Annotated in this window: 18 protein-coding genes; 5 read left to right on the top strand and 13 right to left on the bottom strand. The window is 66.8% G+C overall.

The features are described 5' to 3' along the window. Window positions 1–3 precede the first annotated feature (3 nt). The 4 genes from QRO91_RS01800 to QRO91_RS01785 all read left to right on the top strand — a co-directional run bounded on the left by QRO91_RS01800 (window position 4) and on the right by QRO91_RS01785 (window position 4,349). A complete protein-coding gene (locus QRO91_RS01800; protein WP_197650006.1) occupies window positions 4–537 on the top strand; it encodes a lipocalin family protein in 534 nt (177 codons plus the stop codon). Between the two features lie 96 nt (window positions 538–633). After that, a complete protein-coding gene (locus QRO91_RS01795) occupies window positions 634–1,140 on the top strand; it encodes a GNAT family N-acetyltransferase (protein ID WP_049429301.1) in 507 nt (168 codons plus the stop codon). 261 nt (window positions 1,141–1,401) lie between these two features. After that, on the top strand, window positions 1,402–2,028 hold the full coding sequence (locus tag QRO91_RS01790) for a response regulator transcription factor (protein WP_049429297.1): 627 nt from the start codon (window positions 1,402–1,404) through the stop codon (window positions 2,026–2,028). Between the two features lie 14 nt (window positions 2,029–2,042). Beyond that, on the top strand, window positions 2,043–4,349 hold the full coding sequence (locus QRO91_RS01785; RefSeq protein ID WP_285310208.1) for an ATP-binding protein: 2,307 nt from the start codon (window positions 2,043–2,045) through the stop codon (window positions 4,347–4,349). Here QRO91_RS01785 and QRO91_RS01780 read toward each other — a convergent pair whose 3' ends face one another. From QRO91_RS01780 to QRO91_RS01740, 9 genes are all read right to left on the bottom strand, one after another. Then, window positions 4,350–5,105 (bottom strand): SapC family protein, encoded by a 756-nt coding sequence (locus QRO91_RS01780; RefSeq protein ID WP_012480151.1) that lies wholly within the window; start codon window positions 5,103–5,105, stop codon window positions 4,350–4,352. It abuts the gene before it with no gap. A 110-nt stretch (window positions 5,106–5,215) separates the two neighbouring features. Next, window positions 5,216–5,488, bottom strand: a complete 273-nt coding sequence (locus QRO91_RS01775; protein WP_005409616.1) for a hypothetical protein — start codon at window positions 5,486–5,488, stop codon at window positions 5,216–5,218. A 205-nt stretch (window positions 5,489–5,693) separates the two neighbouring features. Further along, a complete protein-coding gene (fusA, locus tag QRO91_RS01770; protein WP_197650004.1) occupies window positions 5,694–7,730 on the bottom strand; it encodes an elongation factor G in 2,037 nt (678 codons plus the stop codon). A gap of 426 nt (window positions 7,731–8,156) precedes the next feature. Continuing rightward, complete coding sequence (locus QRO91_RS01765; RefSeq protein WP_197650003.1) at window positions 8,157–8,906, bottom strand: hypothetical protein; 750 nt, start codon at window positions 8,904–8,906, stop codon at window positions 8,157–8,159. Between the two features lie 62 nt (window positions 8,907–8,968). Further along, complete coding sequence (locus QRO91_RS01760) at window positions 8,969–9,730, bottom strand: heme ABC transporter ATP-binding protein (protein WP_100443516.1); 762 nt, start codon at window positions 9,728–9,730, stop codon at window positions 8,969–8,971. Next, entirely contained in the window at window positions 9,727–10,770 is a 1,044-nt protein-coding gene (locus QRO91_RS01755) for an iron ABC transporter permease (RefSeq protein ID WP_197619147.1), read from the bottom strand. Before QRO91_RS01755 ends, QRO91_RS01760 begins: the two co-directional genes overlap by 4 nt. Next, complete coding sequence (locus QRO91_RS01750) at window positions 10,767–11,813, bottom strand: hemin ABC transporter substrate-binding protein (protein WP_197650002.1); 1,047 nt, start codon at window positions 11,811–11,813, stop codon at window positions 10,767–10,769. Before QRO91_RS01750 ends, QRO91_RS01755 begins: the two co-directional genes overlap by 4 nt. A 51-nt stretch (window positions 11,814–11,864) precedes the next feature. Beyond that, the gene (locus tag QRO91_RS01745; protein WP_197619142.1) at window positions 11,865–13,241 is read right to left on the bottom strand and encodes a YncE family protein; all 1,377 of its coding nucleotides are present in this window, start codon (window positions 13,239–13,241) and stop codon (window positions 11,865–11,867) included. 122 nt (window positions 13,242–13,363) lie between these two features. Next, window positions 13,364–14,392 carry an alpha/beta hydrolase gene (locus tag QRO91_RS01740; RefSeq protein WP_285310207.1) on the bottom strand — a complete coding sequence of 343 codons (1,029 nt, stop codon included), beginning with the start codon at window positions 14,390–14,392 and terminating at the stop codon, window positions 13,364–13,366. A 280-nt stretch (window positions 14,393–14,672) separates the two neighbouring features. Here QRO91_RS01740 and QRO91_RS01735 point away from each other — a divergent pair, with 280 nt between their 5' ends. Further along, complete coding sequence (locus tag QRO91_RS01735) at window positions 14,673–15,047, top strand: hypothetical protein (protein ID WP_049432205.1); 375 nt, start codon at window positions 14,673–14,675, stop codon at window positions 15,045–15,047. A gap of 73 nt (window positions 15,048–15,120) precedes the next feature. Here the strand turns inward: QRO91_RS01735 and QRO91_RS01730 are convergent, their stop codons facing one another. From QRO91_RS01730 to QRO91_RS01715, 4 genes are all read right to left on the bottom strand, one after another. Continuing rightward, entirely contained in the window at window positions 15,121–15,510 is a 390-nt protein-coding gene (locus tag QRO91_RS01730; RefSeq protein WP_197619315.1) for a DUF805 domain-containing protein, read from the bottom strand. Between the two features lie 189 nt (window positions 15,511–15,699). After that, window positions 15,700–16,977, bottom strand: a complete 1,278-nt coding sequence (locus QRO91_RS01725; protein ID WP_227199431.1) for a replication-associated recombination protein A — start codon at window positions 16,975–16,977, stop codon at window positions 15,700–15,702. 217 nt (window positions 16,978–17,194) lie between these two features. Then, on the bottom strand, window positions 17,195–17,833 hold the full coding sequence (gene lolA / locus QRO91_RS01720) for an outer membrane lipoprotein chaperone LolA (RefSeq protein ID WP_049432212.1): 639 nt from the start codon (window positions 17,831–17,833) through the stop codon (window positions 17,195–17,197). 111 nt (window positions 17,834–17,944) lie between these two features. Beyond that, entirely contained in the window at window positions 17,945–19,888 is a 1,944-nt protein-coding gene (locus tag QRO91_RS01715; RefSeq protein ID WP_049432215.1) for a DUF3857 domain-containing protein, read from the bottom strand. Window positions 19,889–19,921: the final 33 nt, after the last annotated feature.

Here is a 19,921-nt window from a genome sequence, read left to right as displayed (position 1 = left end):
GACATGCGCATGTTCTCGCTGCTTCCGCTGATCGCGGTCGGCCTGTTCGGCTCGGGCTGCTCGTCCAGCGACACCCGGGCACTTCCGCGTGCGCCCTCGGTGGATGTGCCGCGCTTCATGGGCGACTGGTATGTGATCGCCCATATTCCGTCCTGGCCCGAGCGCGAGGCCTACGATGCGGTGGAAAGCTATGCCCTGAAGCCGGACGGGCGCATCCAGACCACCTTCACCTATCGCAAGGGCAGCTTCGATGCCCCGCCGAAGTCGATGCATCCCATCGGCCATGTCGAAGAGGAAGGCCATGGCGCAGTCTGGGGCATGCAGTTCATCTGGCCGATCCAGGCCGAGTACATCATCGCCTGGCTGGATGACGACTACCGACAGACCATCGTGGCGCGCAGCAAACGCGATTATGTGTGGTACATGGCGCGCACGCCCCAGGTGTCCGATGGCGACTACCAGAAGGCGGTGCAGCGCATCGCCGACATGGGCTACGACATCCACCAACTGCGGCGTGTGCCGCAGTCCATCCGGTAGTGCATGGCAGCGAAGTGCCGATTGCGTTCTTCGTCATGCATCGCCCGGCAGAGGGTGCCAGAATTGCCGGACAGACCTGAGCCGGGGATCAGCATGATGGGCAGCCACGCAGAGGCGACATGGAACGGGCTTGAAGTGCGGCAGATCCGTGCGGGCGACCTGGATGCAATCTGCGCCCACCGCGAAGCCATGTTCCGCGATAGCGGGCGAACCGAGGAGGTCCTGCGGGCGATGGCGGCTCCTTTCCGTTCCTGGCTGGCGCCGCGCCTGGCCTCTGGCGAGTACTTCGGCCATGTCCTTGCAGACCACGGCAGAACCATCGCCGGCATCGGCCTGATGCTGATCGACTGGCCGCCCCACCCTGCCCATCCGGACCAGGGCTACCGCGGCTACGTCCTCAACGTCTACGTGGAACCGGAGTATCGCCGCCGCGGTATCGCCCGGAAGCTGATGGCCCTGGCAGACGACGCCTTCACCGAACGTGGCGCCACTTACGCAGTCCTGCATGCCACCGCGCAGGGGGCGCCACTGTACGCCGACCTTGGCTGGGCTGGAACCAGCGAGATGGCGCGCAGCCTGCACGGCAACGATCAGACACCATGAAGTCGATCCCGGTGGGCGCGGATCGGCGCCGTGCTGCCCCAGATGTTTCCCGATGACATCCGCACCAGGCGCCATCTCGCTTGCGGAAACGGATTGCCCCCGGCCTGGCAATCCATACCATCGATGGATAGCCCGGAATCGATGGATGCAGCACATCGACTCTTAGGAATAATCGCAAAAATCAAGCAATTTCGATGTTCGACGCGACAGCAGCGCCAGAATGATCATCACGCCCCACGGGCGCCGATCACCTCCCAGCGCATGAATGGAATTCCTGCACCGCGTCGGCTGCGGCTGGCGCTCCTGGACGACCATGAAGTCGTTCGTCGTGGTACCGCCCTGCACCTGTCCGGCGATGACCGTTTCAGCATCGTCGCCAGCCATGCGTGCAGCGACGAATTCATCGGCAGCCTGCGGAAGATGTCCGTGGACGTCGCAATCATCGACCTTGCACTGGGCCGCGAAGACCGCAGTGCCACAGAACTGGTAAGCCTGCTGCGTGACTGCTTCGCTCGCGTGCCCCTGCTCGCCTTCGCCACCCTCTCGCCCACCACGCACGTCAGCCAGCTGATCGCCAGCGGCATCAGTGGCATTGTCAGCAAGGCCGAACCGCTGGCAATGCTTTCGGATGCCATCGTGCGGGTGTCGCAGGGGTTGTCACGACTGCCTCCCGATTGCACGCTGCCGGCCGCTTTCGACGAACTCAGCCGCAACGAGCGTGAAGTGCTCGATCTGCTGCTCGCAGGCCTGACCGTCTCCGAGATTGCGCTTCAACGCCATCGCAGCGTAAAGACGATCAGCACGCAGAAGACCGCGGCCCTGCGAAAGCTCGGGCTGCGCAACGATGCCGAGATCTACGCCATGCGACGACAGCTGGAGGCGATGTGAGAACGGCCAGTCGAATGCGCCTGCACATGCCGGCCCTGCTGCTGGCGCTGCTTCTGTTGCCTGTGGCTTCCGCAGAAGACGCGCCAATCCGGCCATGGGAGTCCGGCCGCGAGGTCCGGGTGGCCACCGCACCCGCCCTGCGCCAGATGCCCGCCACCCTCGCCGATTCGGCGCCGATGCCGAGCCTTGCACATGGCTATGCCAGCCTTGTGGAACGACACGCACGGCTGCGCTTCCTGGAGCAGGCCTATCCCAGCGGCAGCGCCTCGGTTGTCGCGGTCTGCCAGCACAAGGCCGATCTGGTACTGGTAATGGGGCAGTCCCGCCAGCAGCCACGCCCGTGCCCCGGGCTGCTGGAGTCGGTCGCGTTTCCCGGAGGAAGAACCATGCTGGCCGGACGCGCCGGCCAACCCCTGCCGCACGATATCGTGGAGTTGGGAACAAGGGTGCTGGCCGTCGTCGAAGGCGGGCCCTACGCCGATTGGCTTGCCCTGCACCATCCCAGCATCAAGCGGCTGCACCTGGCCGATCGGCATGCCGCGCTGGCGGCGGTCGAGAGCGGCATCGCCGACGTCGCAATCGGCCTGGAAACGACCTTGCGGCCCCTGATCCGCCATCACTTCCGCGGGCAACTGCAGCTTCAGCGGTTCGACAGCGACTTTTCCACCGACCTTCACCTGCTTACGCGCAACGAGGACCGGCAACTGCTGTTGCGCATCGAGCAGGGCCTGCGCGACATCACACTGGAAGAACATGCCAGTCTGTTGCAGGCATGGGCTCAGCAGGCAGTGCCAGCGACCGTCGAGCGCGCGTTGGACTGGATGCGCGCGCCCTCTTCGCCCTGGCTGCTCACCCTGCTTGCCACGCTGGCCGGCACCCCTCTGCTGTGGCGCGCGGTGCACAGCCACCGGGCCCGCAAGGGACGGAGCCACGCGCGCGCAGTCGGCATGATCAGCCACGAGATGCGCAATGCTGCGCAGGCCGTGCTGGCCTCGATCGACCTGCTCGGCCAGTCTCCATCGCCCAAGCGGCAGCGTGAGCTACTCGCGGCCGCGCATGCGGCTGGGCATTCGCTGCGTGGCCTGCTGAATCGATCGCTGGAATTCTCACGATTGGCCAGCGGAACCTACAGACCCCAGGCACAACCCTGCGACATTGCCCGGCTCTGCCGTCAATCGCTGGATGCCCTGCGGCCACACGCGCGACAGAAGGGGTTGGCGCTTCGCTTCGAGTGCCAGCCCGACCCCGCCCCGGCTGTTGCGCTTGATCGGGAGGGGTTTCGCCAGATTGTCGGCAACCTGCTTGGCAATGCGTTGAAGTTCACCGATATCGGCGGCATCGAGCTACGCCTGCAATTGACACCGCCTGACCATCCGCAGGAGCTGCTGCTGGATGTGATCGACAGTGGCATCGGCATCCCGGCCAGGCAGATGCCCCTTCTTTTTCGCCCGTTCGAACAGAGTGAAGGCGGGCAGGCGCGCGGCGGTAGCGGGCTGGGCCTGATGATCGCGCATGAACTCAGCCGGGCGATGGGCGGCAATCTGTCCGCGCACAGCGTGCATGGGCGTGGCAGTCGCTTCACCCTGCGCCTGCCGGTGCAGGCAGTCAGCAAGAGCGAAGGGCCGGTCGGCACGCCCGAAAGCGACACGCCACTGGCTGGACTCGACCTGCTGCTGGTCGAGGACCATGCGCTCAATCGCCGGATCATCGGCGAGCAGCTGCGACGGCTGGGCGCCGACGTGCGCGCGCTTGCCGACGGCGCCAGCGCGCTCGCCGAGCAGGCCGCACAACCGCGCAGCGTGGTGCTGCTCGACATCGGGCTGCAGGACATGGACGGCTATGCATTGGCCACACAGCTGCGCCGTCAGGCACAACAGCCATTGCGACTGATTGCGCTATCAGCAAGGAAGGGGCCCCGGCACGCAATACGCGCCCGCAAGGCTGGCTTCGATGCCAGCCTGGCCAAGCCGTTGCAGGTCGCGGACCTGCTGCTGGCACTGGACCTGCCCATTGACGGCTACACCGAGCGGTCCGTAGCCCCTGCCTGCCGGGATCTGATCTATCGGGAAGACATCCGCCACGAACTGGCGCAGATTGAACAGGCCGTGGAAGCCGCTGATGCAGCCTCCCTCTGCCACCATGCCCATCGCCTGCAGGGCGCACTGCAGATGTGCGGCGCCGCCGCGCAGGCCGACACTGCGGCCGACCTGTGGGACCTGGCTGGCGAGCCCACGCCCGACTGGGTCGATGCGCGACGCCTGCTGCAAGCCCTGCAGCAATGGCATGGCTCCCGCACTGCGGAAGCCGTGCCCAGGGCCTGATCAGGCCGCCAGACGCTCGACCTGGCGACGGGTCAGGTCGTTGAAGCGACCCAGCGACATCAGGTGCTGGTGGATCAGGGCCAGCCAGCCGCTGCGGTGCCACTCGACCACGGTGGCTTCCGGCAGCGCGACGAACTTCTCGACGTCGACGACCTGGAAGCCATTGAGGTTGAACTCACGGCCATCCGGGGTACGCACGGTTGCATTGCGCTCGACCAGCAGGCCGTTGTCGATCAGGGCCTTGGAGAAGGCCTGGGTCTGTTCGTGCTCACGGGTGAACTGGCCACAGAACTCAAGCGCCTGCTGCACCATGTCGGTGGCCTTGCCGTCGACGAACAGCGGCTGGCCTTCGTCACCGCCCTTGACCACGCGCGAGCTCTCTTCGTCGATGCCCAGCAGGAAATCATTGTCCGAGCCGGTGTCGATGAAGATGAAGGGATGGCGACGCAGATAGGCCGGGATATAGGCCTCGTCTTCCCACAGGCCGTCCTTGATGAACAGGTTCTGGTCGGACACGCCAACGGCGGCCATCGGCACCGCGGTCGGGCCAGCGAACAGGATCGGGAAGTGGTGCAGTGCCAGCGAGAACTCGCCGAGCACCAGCGGAATGGCGTTGTTGCCCGCGGCAAACTCGAGCCTGCCCGGCAGGATGCGCAGGTCGGCATGCACATCGGCCTGCAGCGGCACCGGACGGGTGTAGAACAGGGGGGCGTTGCTCGGCGCCGCTTCGGTGGTGGTGTCGCTGGTGGTGGTCATCTTGGGAACCGTTCGATCATGCGCGCCTGCCATCCCGGGCGCGCCAGCGGGAACAACCTGAATCCCGCATTATCAACAAGCTCGATGACAACGGCCACCCCATCGTTGGCCTATTTCAGCTGCAGGGGGTACCGCTGCCAGAGCACATGCACCAGGAAACCGGCCAGCTCAGTGTCGCGGGCGCTGACCGCCGCGCGGATCTTGTCCAGCAGCACCATGTCCGAGCAGGAACGCACATCGGCATGGTTGGCCTGCCCCGCCCGGCGCGCGCGATAGCGTGCGGCCCGCTGCGCATCACTCATGGCGTACCCGAACTTGGGCGGACGACCGCGCTTTCGCGGCAGGGTCAGCTCCAGGGTTCCGGGGTCTTTGTCATCACGCATGAGAGGGGTGCGGGCGGCGGCGAGCAACGGGGGGTGCGCAATTTATCGTGAGGCATCACTTTAATCCAGCTTTTTCTGCAGTTTTGTTGCAGTGCAGTGCAAAAAAGAAAGCGACCCGACGAATTCATCCACGCATGGCGTGGACACGAAACGCCATCAACACCCACAAAAAAGGGAGCCCGCGCACGGGCTCCCCTCGCCTTCCTCATGCAACCCGCACCGGCTCGTAGCCATGCAGGTGCGCTTCGCTGCTGGCGCGTCCCTGGCTGAGCGAACGCAGCGAGGTGGTGTAACCCACCAGCTGCGCCAACGGCGCGAAGCCACTGACCTCAGCCCGACCTTCCTGGTCGTCGATGCGGGTGATGCGGCCGTGGCGGCGGTTGAGGTCGCCAACAACGTCACCCACCGACGCCGACGGCGAATGCACCGTCACCGCCATCACCGGCTCCAGCAGCTGCGTGCCACCCTCGGCCAGCGCCGCCTTGATCGCCTCGGCACCCGCGCGATGGAACGCCATTTCGGAGGAGTCCTTCGCATGGGTCTGGCCATCGACAAGACTGACCTCGATACCGACCACCGGATGGCCCTGCGGACCCTCCGACAGCGCAGCACGCACACCCTTCTCCACCGCCGCGATGAAGCTGCGCGGCACCACGCCACCGACGATGCGGTCGTTGAACACCACCTGGTCGTCGTCGCGCGGCGCCACATCCAGCACCACGTGCGCGAACTGGCCCTGGCCGCCGGTCTGCTTGACCAGCCGCCCGACTACACCGGACATCGCGCGCATCGGTGTCTCCTGGTAGGCCACGCGCGGCGCACCCACGCCCACATCAACCTTCCACTCGCTGCGCAGGCGCTCGACCATCACCTCCAGGTGCAGCTCACCCATACCCCAGACCAGGGTCTCCGCCGTGTCGCGATCGGTTTCGACGCGGAACGAGGGATCTTCCTGGGCCAGGCTGGCCAGTCCCTGCGCCATCCGGATCAGGTCCGCCGCACGCGCGGGCTCCAGCCGCCAGGCCAGTACTGGCGCCTGAGCCTGGATATTCTCCAGGCGCAGCGGCTGTGCACGGTCGCTCAGCGTTTCACCGCTGACCGCATCCTTCCAGCCCAGCACCGCAACGATGTCCCCGGCCACGGCCTGCTCGATGTCGTGGGTCTGGTCGGCCTGCACCCGCACCAGCCGGCTGACACGCCGGCCATGCGGATGCTGCGAGCTGGCCACCGCATCGCCCACCTTCAAGGTGCCCGAATACAGCCGCACGAAGCTCAGCGCGCCGTGCTGCTGGTGGGTGATCTTGAACAGCAGGCCAGCCAGCGGGCCCTCCGGGTCCGGCGGCAGCACCACCTCGCCCTCATCGCTTTCGGCGCTGACAGCAGGGCGATCCAGCGGCGACGGCAGGTAATCGACCACGGCATCCAGCAGCGTCTCGATGCCCTTGTCCTTGAACGCAGCACCGGCCAGCACAGGCACGCCTGCACCTGCCAGCGTCGCCCGGCGGATCGCCGCGCGCAGCATACCGGCACCAATCACGCGACCTTCCAGCCAGGCATCGGCCAGTTCTTCGTCATGATCGGCCACAGCTTCGACCAGCGCATCGCGCTGGGCCTGCCATTGGGCCCGCGCCGCTTCGTCCCACGGGGTCACCGTGGTTGCGTCGCCCTCCTGCCACTGCAGCACGCGCTCATCGACCAGATCGACCCAGCCGTTGAACGCGCTTTCGCTGCCCAGCGGTACGCCCAGCGCCCACGGGCGTGCCTGCAGCTTGCTCTGCAACTGCTCCAGCACGCGCTCGAACGAGGCGCCGACGCGATCCATCTTGTTGACGAAGGCGATCAGCGGCACGCGATGGCGGCGCGCCTGGCGCCACACCGTCTCCGACTGCGGCTGCACGCCGTCTACGGCCGAGAACACGGCCACGGCGCCGTCGAGCACGCGCAGCGAACGCTCAACTTCAATGGCGAAGTCGATGTGGCCGGGCGTATCGATCAGGGTCAGCCGATGCGGCGGCAGGTCGCGCGGCGCCCACTGCGCCTGCACGGCGGCCGCGCCGATGGTGATGCCACGTTCTCGCTCGATCGCCGAGAAATCGGTGGTCGCGTTGCCGTCGTGTACTTCGCCGACACGATGGATCTCGCCGCTTTTCCACAGCAGGCGTTCGGTCAGCGTGGTCTTGCCGGCGTCGATGTGGGCAATGATGCCAAGGTTGCGACGGCGGGAAAGGACTTGGGTGTTCATGTAAGGATTCCTGCAAAGCCAACTTCGGGGGCCGCGCACCCCGGTTGGCGACAGGGTGCGCGGCTAGCGTTCGGTCTCGGCGATCTGGTGCATGGCACGTTCTCCTTGGGTACTGGGTAGAGTCGACTGTTGGTCGACTTCCGGGAAAGCAGAAACGAAAAGAGCGCCCCGGAGGGCGCTCTGTCGAAGGTCCATCGATGGCCGTTTCAACGGCCCCGTGGGGCTCCAGGCAGACACGCCCGTTCCGCGCTTGCGCGGGTCAGGGTGAAAAACTTCAGGAGCGGCATCCGGTTCATGGGGCGCATTCTAGACCTGCCAATCTGGCGCGCAAGTGGATATTGCAAACATAAATAGAACGATGAGGCCGACAACGATCGGGGTCAGATCCCTTTGCCTCTGGCAAAGGGATCTGACCCCTGGCAGCCCTCACTTGCAGCCGTGCAGCTTGCGCGCCTCGGCCACCGTTGCAGCCCGGTCATCCCCCATCGAGACCCAGCCCTGCAGCGACATCGCCGGATCCACATGCGGCTGGCGCGCGCCACCGCGCACCACTACTTCGGTCCAGCTGCCCACCGGCGCCAGTTCGGACAAGCGCGCCGCCTGGTCGTCCTCGGTGCTGAACATATCGTCCGGGCCCGCCGGAGGCGTGGTATTCACGGTTTCTGTCTTGCGGGTCCGGACCCGAAGTGCACCGTCCGGCAGCCGCTGGGTGATCACCTCGTATCGCTCAACACCGTAGGCCCAGCTATTTTCGCCAACGCTGCGGGTCTCGCTACCGTCATCGGCCACGGCCACCACTTCGCCTGCCGGCCCGACAATGCCCGCGACAGCCCCCAGACCGGACATCAGCGCCTGATAGACGATCATCTGCCGCTGCTCGGTGGTCAGCGCACCGCCCTCCAGTTTGGCAGCAGGAATCTTCAGGTACGCCGCCTCCTTGCACAGCACCAGCACCTGCTGGTCGTCCCAGCTCACCGACATTTCCTCGTTGGCGAAGTACTGCGTCCTGATCGAGGTGACGGCAGCGCCCTCGCCAGTGGCATGCCGGGTCTCGATCAGCGAGGCGTTCTCGGCCGCATTGGCCAGCGAAACCTGGGAGGTCGACGCTGCATTGGCAGCGCACACCGAAGCAACCATCGCAGCAAGCAGCACGCCGCGCGTAACGGTACGGATCATGGCATCAGTCCATTGAAGAAAACGAAGCAACCATGATACCGGAGCAACTTGGCGACCTTCGCTCAGGCAACCACCACCAGCGGCACCCCGCGCCGAGGATGCTCCAGCACCACTACATCCTGCTGGTAGACGCGCTGCAGGTTGTCTTCGGTCAGCACCTGCAAGGGCGTGCCATCGGCCGCCACCCTGCCCTGCTCCAGCAGCACGATGCGATCGGCATAGCCGGCCGCCAGATTCAGGTCATGCAGCACCACGATCACGCAGGCACCTGCCTCGGCACAGGCACGCACACTGCGCAGCGTACGCTCCTGATGGCGCAGGTCCAATGCGGCGGTCGGCTCATCCAGCAGCAGCAACGGGGTGTCCTGCGCCAGCACGCGCGCGAACGTGGTCCGCGCGGATTCGCCACCGGACAGCTGCTGCACTTCGCGCAGCCGCAATGCCTGCAGTTCAGCGGCATCGATCGCCGCTTCCACCTGGGCATCATCGGCCACCGCGTCCGGCGGGTGCGGTAGGCGCCCCATCGCCACCACCTCTTCGACACTGAAGGCAAACCGCACGCCGTGCTCCTGTGGCATCACCGCGCGCTCACGTGCCAGTGGCCCGGCCTTGTAGCTGGCCAGCGGCTTGCCCAGAAGGCTCACCTCGCCCGCATCGGCGCGCAGATCGCCGGCCGCAACCGCCAGCAACGTGGATTTGCCTGCGCCATTCGGGCCAACCAGCGCCGTCACCGTACCCGGCTCGAACGCCAGCGAAATGCCATGCAGGATCACGCGCTGCTGGCGACGCACCACCACGTCGTGCAGCTTCAGCAACACGCTCATGGCGTCGCCTTGCGGCGCTGCTGCAGCACCAGCCAGAGGAAGAACGGCGCGCCGAGCGCAGCCGAGAACAGGCCCAGCGGAATCTCCGCCGGCGGATCAAGCGTGCGGGCTGCAGTATCGGCCACCACGATCAGCAGCGCGCCGAGCAGGCCGGACAGTGGCAGCAGCCAGCGATGGCCGGGGCCGACCAGGAGGCGCGCCACGTGCGGCACCACCAGGCCAACGAAGCTGATCGAACCGGCAAAGGCCACCGCCGCGCCCACCAGCAGCGCACTGAACGCCACCAGGCGACGACGCGTGCGGGCCACATCCAGCCCGAGGTGCTGTGCCTGGCGCTCGCCCAGCGCCAGCATGTCCAGCGGCGTGGCCAGCCGCTGTAATGCGCACACGCCAATGGCGAACAACGGCACCACCGCCGCCACGTCGGCCCAGTTGGCACGCGCCAGCGAGCCCATCTGCCAGAACACCAGCGACTGCAGTTCGCTTTCGCTGGCGATGTAAGTGAGGAAACCAATCAGCGCCGAGCAGAACGCGGCCATCGCGATGCCGACCAGCAGCAGCGTGGCGTTACCCATGCCCTTGCCGGGCCGGGCCAACGCATACGTCAGGCCGATCGCCAGCGCACCGCCGGCGAACGCGGCCACCGGCACCAGCCAACCCGCAGCGCCCGCCGCGCCCAGCACGATGGCGGCCACCGCGCCCAGTGCAGCCCCCTGGCTGACACCGACGATGCCCGGATCCGCCAGCGGGTTACCGAACAGGCCCTGCAGGCTGGCACCGGCCATCGCCAGCGACGCGCCCACCATCGCACCCAGCAGGGCACGCGGAATGCGCAGTTGCCAGACCACGGCCAGATCGCGGCTGCTGACTGCCTGCGGATCCAGCAGGCCCAGCTTCACCGCCAGCGCCTGCATCACCTCCAGCGGCGGCAAGCGCAGCGGCCCCACGGCAAACGACGCCAGCACTGCCCCCAGCAGTGCCAGCAACGCCACCATCAACATCGTCCGCCCGCGACGGCGGCGCCGATCCGCCGGACTCATGCCTTCGGCAACGCCGCCAGGGCCTTGGCCAGCGCCAGTGCGCCAGCACCGGAACCGACACTGGTGTACTTCAGCTGCACATCCGGCATCACCCAGACCCGGTTGGCCTGCCCGGCCGGCGTCTGCTTCAACGTCGGGTACGCCTTCCACAGGCCCTCGGCGCCGCCGAACAGCTGCAGGTCATGCTCGGTCACCAGGATCACCTCCGGTGCCGCAGCGACTACGCCCTCGTTGCTCAGCTGCGAGTAGTTCTTCACCCCGGCTTCGGTGCCGATGTTGACGCCACCGGCCAGTGCGATCAGCTGCGCCGACGCACTGTCGGCACCGGCGACGGTCGGAGAGCCACCGGCGCCGGTGGCCGAGACGTGGATCACTCGCGGCGCATGGCCCAGGCCCTTGCCAATCGCTGCAGCCTCGTCCAGCTGCCGCTGCACCTGCGTGGCCAGTGTTTGCCCCGCTTCGGCCAGCCCTAGTGCCGCGGCGACCTTGCGCACCTTGTCCGGCGCCGGCTGCAGGTCATCGATGACCACCGCCGGCTCGCCCACCTCGCGCAGCTTTTTCGCCAGCTCGGTGTGGCGGCGCAGGCTGTTGCCAAGGAACAGCGAGCCCTTCAGGCTCAGCACGCCTTCCACGCCCGTGGTGCGGTTGAACAGGAACTGGTGCGGCGCGGCGAGGCCAGCCTGGGTGGTGGTGTTGGTGGGCGCAGCGAACACCTGCCTGCCCAGCCCCAGCGCCTCGATCACCGCGATGACATCGTCGCCACCGGCAATGATCCGGCTGGTGTCGGCCACTTGGACGTCGGCGCCATCATCGGAATGCACCTTGGCCGGCAGCACGGCCTTCTGGTCGTGCACCGCCGGCATCTTGGCACCGGCCACGCGCTGCCAGCCTGCCGGCAACGCGGTTTCCGCAGCCGACGCTGTGGCCGACGGCTCGACAGGCTTCGCGGCATCCGAAGGAGCCGAGGGTCCGCCACAGGCAGCCAGCGCCAACGAAACAGCCAGCGGAAGCGCACACAGGCGCAGACGGGACGCGATGTTCATGGAGGTTCTCCTTGCTGGCGGGGCGACGTGCACGCCGCCCCGCCGGGTGACTTACTGCTTGGGGGTGATGCGGGTGATGCGGTCACCCTTCGGGTCTTCAGCGCCGCGCGACTTGTTCACCGCGAACACATTGCCCTTGCCATCGGCACGGACATGGTTCGGCAGCGTGCCGCCGTCGAGGTTGGCGACCACCTTGCCGTCGCCGTTCACCACGGTGACGGTACCGGCGCCGCGGTTGCTGACATAGGCCAGGCCGGAGGCATCATCGAAGGCGACGTTCAGCGCACCGGCGCCGACCGGGACATCGTGCAGCACCTTGCCGGCGGCCACATCGACGATCAGCAGGTTGTCGGTGCCCTGCGAAGCCACGTACAGGCGATTGCGCGCCGCATCGAAGGCCACGCCCGAGGCGCTGATCGAATTACCCAGGTCGATGACCTTGTCGACCTTCCCGCTGGCCACATCAATCACCGCTGCTTCCGGCGTACCGATGCTGACGGTGAACAGCTTGCTGCTTCTCTCGTCCAGCACCAGGCTCATCGGGGTGAACTTGCCGTCATCGACGCCGGATTCCAGCGTCACCTGCGGCAGCTCCTTGAAGGTCCTGGCGTCGAACACCGACAGGTGGTCCTCACCCGTGGCCGAGGCGAACACCTTGCCGCGGGCGCCGTCGACCACCACGTCGCGCGCGTGCGGCACGGTGTCGACCGGGAACTGGTGGACCAGCGACAGGTCATTCTGGCGATAGACCGCGATCGAGTTCTGGCGGGTATTGGTGACCCAGACATTGCCGTTGGTGTCATCCACGCCCACGCCATAGACCGCGTACACCGCACCGTTGGTGCTGCCTGGCACCTGCGCCGGGGTGATCGCCTTGGTCACCTTCAGGGTCTTCGGGTCCAGCTTCAGCAGCTGCGACTGGGTCACCGGCGGGCGGCCCACGGCCGAGGTGACGAACACGGCATTGCTGGCCGCGCTGTAGGCGGACTGGTACAGGCCCGGCACCAGCTTGTTGGACTGGGTGGCGAACTGCGCCTGGCCCGACAGCGGCAGCTGCGGCGACACACGCAGCTTCAGCACCGTGGCCGCGGCCGGCTGGCTGGCGCGCACCACCACCGGGTGGGTACCAGGTACCGCATCGGCCGGAATGCTCAGCTGGGTCTTGAAGTTGCCATCGGCATCGACCACCACCGGCTGTGCGTTGAGCACGCTGTCGCCACGCAGCAGGCTGACCTTCTGGCCGGGCACGAAGCCACGACCGACCACGTCGGCGGTGCTTCCGGGAACCACGTTCTCACCGCGTGAGACGACCTCACCCTTGAAGGTGGCGTTGGCCGGCTGATCGAACACCGGTTGCGCGGTGGCAGTCACCGCCAGCAACAGGCCGGCGGCGAGAGAGGTGAGACGGAAAGACGGACGGAACGACATGGAAGGCTCCTTGCACACGTAGGCCGCGCCACATGGCGCGGGATTCATCGGTTGCCTGGGCCGCTGCACGCCGGCAGCCTCGCCTGGGTAGTGGGGACGCACGGCATTGCGTGCGAAGGGATTCATTCGGCGGCGTTGTCACCGCCGGTGGCGCCCCCGCCACCGGCACTGCGATCGGTCACGCCGTACAGCTCGTGCAGCGCCGCGTGGAACGAGGCCGGCAGCATCGGGCCGTGGCCCAGACCCTCGAACTCGCGGTACTGCACGCTCAGTCCCGGCACCCTGGCCAGCCGCTCGGACAACTGCATGGCTGCATCCGGCGTGGCACCGCCAATGCGGCGCAGGTGCGCGACCACGCGCGGGTTGTTCATGTCGCGCTTGCCGCGATCACCAACGCGCTCGGCACCGCCGAGCATCAGCCACAGCTTCGCCTGCTGGCCATGCACGTTCTGCACGAACTGCTGCTCTGGATCGCCCAGCGCAGCGCCCTGGCTCCACCACAGCGACGGGCTGGCGGCCAGATAGGACTGGAACGCGGCAGGACGGGTGTACAGCGCATTGAGCACGAACAGTCCCCCCAGCGAGTGGCCCCACAGCGCTTGCTGCTGCGCATCGATGCGTGCGCGGCGCTCGACTTCCGGCTTGATGCGGCGCTCGATCACATCGAGGAAGGCCGCTGCACCGCCGCCAACTGCCTGCGTGCTGCCGCTCTCGTCGTCGGCGCGGTCGATCCACGCGGTGTAGTCACGGGTGCGCGCCTTCGAATCGATGCGCAGATCGTTGTCGTAGCCGATGAGCACCAGCACCGGCGGCGCCTTGCGCGCGGCCAGCTCGGCCAGGATCGGCTGGTCCAGCACCATCGCCACGGCATTGCCATCCAGCGCGTACAGCACCGGCAGCGGCGCCTTGCCGGCCTTGGCAGGGATCGCCACATTCACCCGCCAGCGGCGTTGCTGGTCGGGGCTGTCCACCACGAACTGCTCGAAGCGATAGCTGGCCGCCGGCTCGTCGAGCACGGTGTGGCCGATCTTCTGCAGCGGATTGCGCTGCTGCGCATGGGCGTAGGGGGTGGCCAGGAGCAGACCCATCATCAAGGCGGCCAAGCCGCGGGCCAGCGGACCACGGCACGAAAGCGGGACGAAATGCTTCATCAGCGGCGGCAGGAGCGGCCCACGGCCGCCGGTTCACAAGGGACCGCAGTCTACCTTAAACGCGAATGATTATCACATCGATCAAACGTCACGCTATGTATCACGCGCGCGCACGGCCAGTTGCACAGGAGGCGGCACTTCCCCTATTTTGCCGGCCACCGGGGCATTGGATCGCCCCGCTTCCAGCGCAGCCATGGATGGCGGGCACTTCCCGCCATCCGGGTCGCGCTCATCTGCACACAACCGCCATGGGATTGGATCCCATGATTGTGAGACCCCCTTGAAGCACACCGCACTGATCGCCCTTACCTTCGGCCTGCTTGCACCGTTGGCCGCCCACGCCGCGCAGGATCTGCCGTCGCTCTACCAGGCCTTTGAAGAGGCCGGCAATTCGACGTTGAGCATGGACCAACTCAACCAGACGGTGACGTTCACCGCCGTGGCGCTGGGCGTTTCCAGCAACCTGGCGGGCGAACCGCTGATCGAGGCCGGCGATGACCAGGGCAATGTCCTGGCCCGGCTGACCACCGACGACGAGCAGCAGGCGGCCAAGCTGGGCGCCCTGGAAGAAGGCGCAACGTTCACCGCCAGCTGCACGCTGCAGTTCAGCTCCGGCACGGACTACCTGTCCTTCGGCGATTGCACCGTCAAGTAAAAACGAAGCCGGCAAGATGCCGGCTTCTCTTCCTTGCCTCTGTAGAGTCGAGCCATGCTCGACTCGCACAGCGTCACGGCCCCGAAGGCACCGGACCATAGACATTCTCCTGCGGCGTGCCCGGCAGCAGCGAGAAGATCATGATCACGATTCCACCGCCCGGCACCAGCGCCAGCAGGAACAGCCAGCCCGACTGATTGCAGTCATGCAGGCGCCGTACGGTCACTGCGATCAGAGGAACGATCGTCGCCAGCCACATCACACACAGCAGTATCACCATGCCGATCAGGATGCCGGCCAGCGCATCGGGACTGTTGCGCAGCAGGATCGCCAGCACGCCGGCCAGCAGCATCACCGCCGTCGCCACCAGGAACAGGAACAGCTGGTACATCCAATATTCGCGGCGGTTGGCGCGGCCCTCGAACTGGGCATAGCGCTTCAACGGCAGAATCATTTCCTGCACGGCATCAATCCTTGAAAAAGTGGCCGCGCAGTGTGCCAAATGCACGCGCACAGAACAATGTGGCGACGAACCATGCTCGACTGCCATTGCCCTCTGTAGAGCCGAGCCATGCTCGGCTGCTGTTCCAGAAGGCACCCGTAACCGGCGCAGGAGCGAAGTCGAGCATGGCTCGACTCTACAGAAGCTGGGTCAGCGGCCCTTCGCGGCCCTTGCCGCCTCGCGCTCGGCGCGCAGCCGGTCCAGCTTTTCCTTCAGCTTGATTTCCAGGCCACGCGGCACCGGGTTGTAGTACACGCGCTCGCCCATCGCGTCCGGGAAACCGGTCTGGTCCAGCGCGATGCCCCCTTCGGCATCATGGTCGTACTGGTACTCAGCGCCGTAGCCGAGCTCTTTCATCAGTTTGGTCGGCGCGTTGCGCAGGTGCAGCGGCACCTCTTCGGTACCACTCTCGCGCACGTCGGCCTTGGCCTGGTTGAAGGCCGCGTAGCCAGCGTTCGACTTGGCGGTGCTGGCCAGATAGAGCACCAGCTGCGCGAACGCCAGCTCGCCCTCCGGGCTGCCCAGCCGCTCGTAGATGTCCCAGGCCTCCAGCGCCATGCTCTGCGCACGCGGATCAGCCAGGCCGATATCCTCGATGGCCATGCGGGTCAGCCGGCGCGCCAGATACGACGGATCGCAACCGCCATCGAGCATGCGGGTCAGCCAGTACAGCGCTGCATCGGGGTTGGAGCTGCGTACCGATTTGTGCAGCGCCGAGATCTGGTCGTAGAACTGCTCACCGCCCTTGTCGAAGCGACGGGTACGATCGGCCAACACCTGGGTCAGGGTCTGCGGCGTGATGCGCCCGCCCTCCCCGCCTGCCAGCTCGGCGGCGATTTCCAGCAACGTCAGCGCACGGCGCACATCACCGTCGGCAGCGGTGGCGATTTCCAGCAGCAGCTCGGGCGCGACCTCGATGCCCTCTTCGCCCAGTCCCCGCTCGCGGTCACCCAGTGCACGCTCCAGCGCCTCGACGATATCGGTTGGCGAGACCGCCTCCAGCACATGCACGCGGCAACGCGACAGCAGCGCCGAGTTCAGTTCGAACGATGGATTCTCAGTGGTGGCACCAACGAACAGGATGGTGCCGCGTTCAATGTGCGGCAGGAACGCATCCTGCTGCGCCTTGTTGAAGCGGTGCACCTCGTCTACGAACAGCACGGTGCGGCGGCCTTCGGCGAAGCGCTGCGCGGCCTCGGCCAGCACCTGGCGCACTTCCGGCAGACCGGACAGCACGGCGGAGATGGCACGGAATTCAGCGTCGGAGTACTCGGCCAGCAGCAGCGCCAGCGTGGTCTTGCCGCAGCCGGGCGGCCCCCACAGGATCATCGAATGCACGCGGCCGGATTCGACCGCGCGACGCAGCGCGCTGTCCGGCGCCAGCAGGCGCTTCTGCCCGACCATCTCGTCGAGGGTTCGCGGGCGCATGCGCTCGGCCAGCGGGCGCAGGTGATCCCGATCGACGCTCAGCAGATCGGGGCCGGGGAAGGAAGTTGAACGATGTCTTGCCACCTGCCCATTGTACCGTGAGAGCGTGCCAACCAAGGTTGGCACCCACCAGGGCGGTGCTGGTCGACACCCACCAAGGCGGTGCCGGTTGGCACCCCCAGAGCAGGTAGCGCCGGGCCAAGCCCGGCGTCACCCATCAATTGCCGATGACGTCGGTGCCCTTCGGCGGGGTGAAACTGAAGGTGCCGGCGGCGAAGCCCGGGTTGCGCTTCCAGCCACTGAAGCTGATCACGGTACGCTGGCCCACGGCGTCGGTGATCTCCATCTTCGCCAGGCCCTGGGCGTTGAAGCCCAGCGCGGCGTACTGGAAGCTGGCCTCGGTTTCGCGCTTCGGCGACAGCGACAGCCACTGCAGGCCATCACGCTGTGCGGCCTCTTCGCTGACGTCGTACTGCTGTTCCAGCAGCGCCGGGTTGATCAGCGCGGTCAGCGGGCTGTTCTGCTCTTCCTTGCCCTGCTCGCGCACGGTGGCCTGCTCCAGGTCCGGCTCGTACATCCAGACCTTCTTGCCGTCGGCCACGATCAGCTGCTCGTGCGGGCGCACGTACTCCCAACGGAACAGGCGCGGCGCCGACAGCGCCACACGGCCACTGGTCGATTCCTTCACCTTGCCGCGGCTGTCGAACACCTGCTGGTTGAACTGCCCATCCAGGCCCTTCAGGCCACTGGTGAAGGTCTTCAGGTCATCGCGGGCGCCGGCCCAGGCGCTGCCGGCGGCGGCGCAGGCCACGGCCAGGGTGGTGGTGGCAAGGAAACGGCGGAAGCGGAAGTTCATGCGGAAATCCTGTGGGCGCGGGCGCCAGGAAAGGTGGTTGCCAGTGTGCCCGGGTAAAGATGAATGGGCGATCAGGGCGACATTATGCCGCCCCTAACGTCCATCGGCGATTCAGCCGCCCGAGCCGGGCAGCTTGCCGTACAGCACCTGGCCACGGAAGCCGCGCCGCACTTCGCGATACAGCGCGCGGAACGCCGGATAGTCCTGCGGCTGGCACAACGCCTCCGGCCCGCGCACCGCGTTCTGCTGCAGGCGATGATGCACGGTGACCTCCTGGCCTTCGCGGCTCCAGTCCACCCGATACTCGCCGGCCGCGTTGGCGAAGCGCTGGCTGGCCGGAATGGCGATGATCGGTGCATTGGCCGGGAACTGCAGGCGGTAGGTTTCCTCGCGCAGGCTGGCATTGCAGTAGAACGGCGTCTCGTTGGCGGGCGCCGAGGCGGTGGCGTACAGGCCGCGCACCGACTCCCCACCTGGCGGATCCGGCACCGCCATGCCACCGGCCACGCTGAAGTCGGCGTAGTCCTCGGCCTGGAACGCCATGCGATAGCCGAACGGCCGGGTCAGGTCGACCGGCACGCCCTGGATCTGCAGCTGTCCTCGCCCGTCGAAACCGGACGCGGCCATGATCTGCTCTTCAGCGCGCGCACGGTTCTGTGCGTTGAGCTGGGAGAACTGGGCGCGCATGCCGATCTCGGCGTTCTCGCCAAGCTTCGGAATGGTCTCGCCGCGCAGGTTGCCGTTGGCGTCGAAGGTGAAACGCACGTCCATCGAGGTGGCATTGCGTTCCGGCGTATTGGCCGGGGTGCGCGCCAGCGTGGCATCGCGCGTGCGCATCACCGGCGCACCGAGGTCACCTTCCGGCAGCTGGCCGAAACGCGCCCACGCAGTGGTCGAATCCAGGTACAGATCGAACTCGGGAATGTAGGTGATGGCGTGGTTGAAGCGGCCCAGCACCGGGATCTTCGGCAGCGTCGGTCCACCACCGGCACCGATCAGCACCGGCGAACTGGCGATGCCCTTGGCCGCCAGCAGCGCCTCCAGGATCGTGACGTGATCCTTGCAGTCACCGTAGTGGTTGTCGAGGATGCTCTGCGCACTGTTCGGCTCCAGGCCGCCATTGCCCAGGTACACCGCCACATAGCGGATGTTCTGCGCAACCCAGCGGTACAGCGCGTCCGCCTGCTCGCGGCGGTCGCTGATACCAGCGGTGATCTCATCAGCCAGCGCCTGCAGCGCCGGGGTCACCTCGGCCGCCGGGCCCGCCTTGAGCTGGTAGGCGCGACCCATCTGCGACCAGTCACGATAGGTACTGGCCATGATGTTCGGGCCGAACTCCCAGCCCGCCGCCGACCAGTTCTGTGCCGGCATGGCTTCGCGACGCTGGTAGCGCCAGCGCCACTGCGCCTGGCCGTTCTTCACCGTCGGGCGATCGCTGCCCTGCACGCCACGGCTGTCGACGAACATGGGCAGGTTGGCCGGCGCACTCAGGGTGACCTCGGCGTCCTCGTACTCGGTAAACACATTGAACGTCTCCCACAGGCCGAAGTAGCCCGGGAAGTACGGCGTGGCCTGCGTGCGGCGCACCTGGTAGTACAGGCGCGTGCCCGGGGCCAGGTTGGGGAACACGATCACCCGCACCTTGCGATCGGCGTACATCGCCGCCGAAGCGCTGGAGTAGCTCTCCTGGGTGTAGATGCGATCGGCCGGCACGTCGCGGCGCTGGCCGTCGGCAGTGATGGTGTAGGCGCCGAGCACTTCCAGCGTTTCCATCTTCTCGCTGTAGCTCAGCCGCACCTGGCTGAACTGCTCGACGGAGGCCTTGGTCTTGAGCAGCACTTCGTAGGTTTCGGTCTGCACATTGCCCGCATCGGGCCGCACCTGGTAGTCGGCGCGGTAACGGACAATGCTGAAATTATTGCTGGCTTCGGTATCGCCGCGGGTGGAAGGCGGCGCCGTGGCGGGCGCGGAGGTGGCGGTGTCTGCCAGTGCCGGGCCGGCAGCCAGGAAGGCTGCCAGCGCCAGCGCCAGCGCGCTTGGTACGGGGTGAAGCATGCGTCGGTTCCTTGGACGTCGTGGGGGATACGT

This window comes from Stenotrophomonas maltophilia group sp. Smal32 (genome assembly GCF_030237085.1).
GTDB classification, from domain to species: Bacteria; Pseudomonadota; Gammaproteobacteria; order Xanthomonadales; family Xanthomonadaceae; genus Stenotrophomonas; species Stenotrophomonas maltophilia_Q.
The sequence above is the reverse complement of the archived record's forward strand: the minus strand, read 5'-3'. Positions and strand labels throughout refer to the sequence as shown.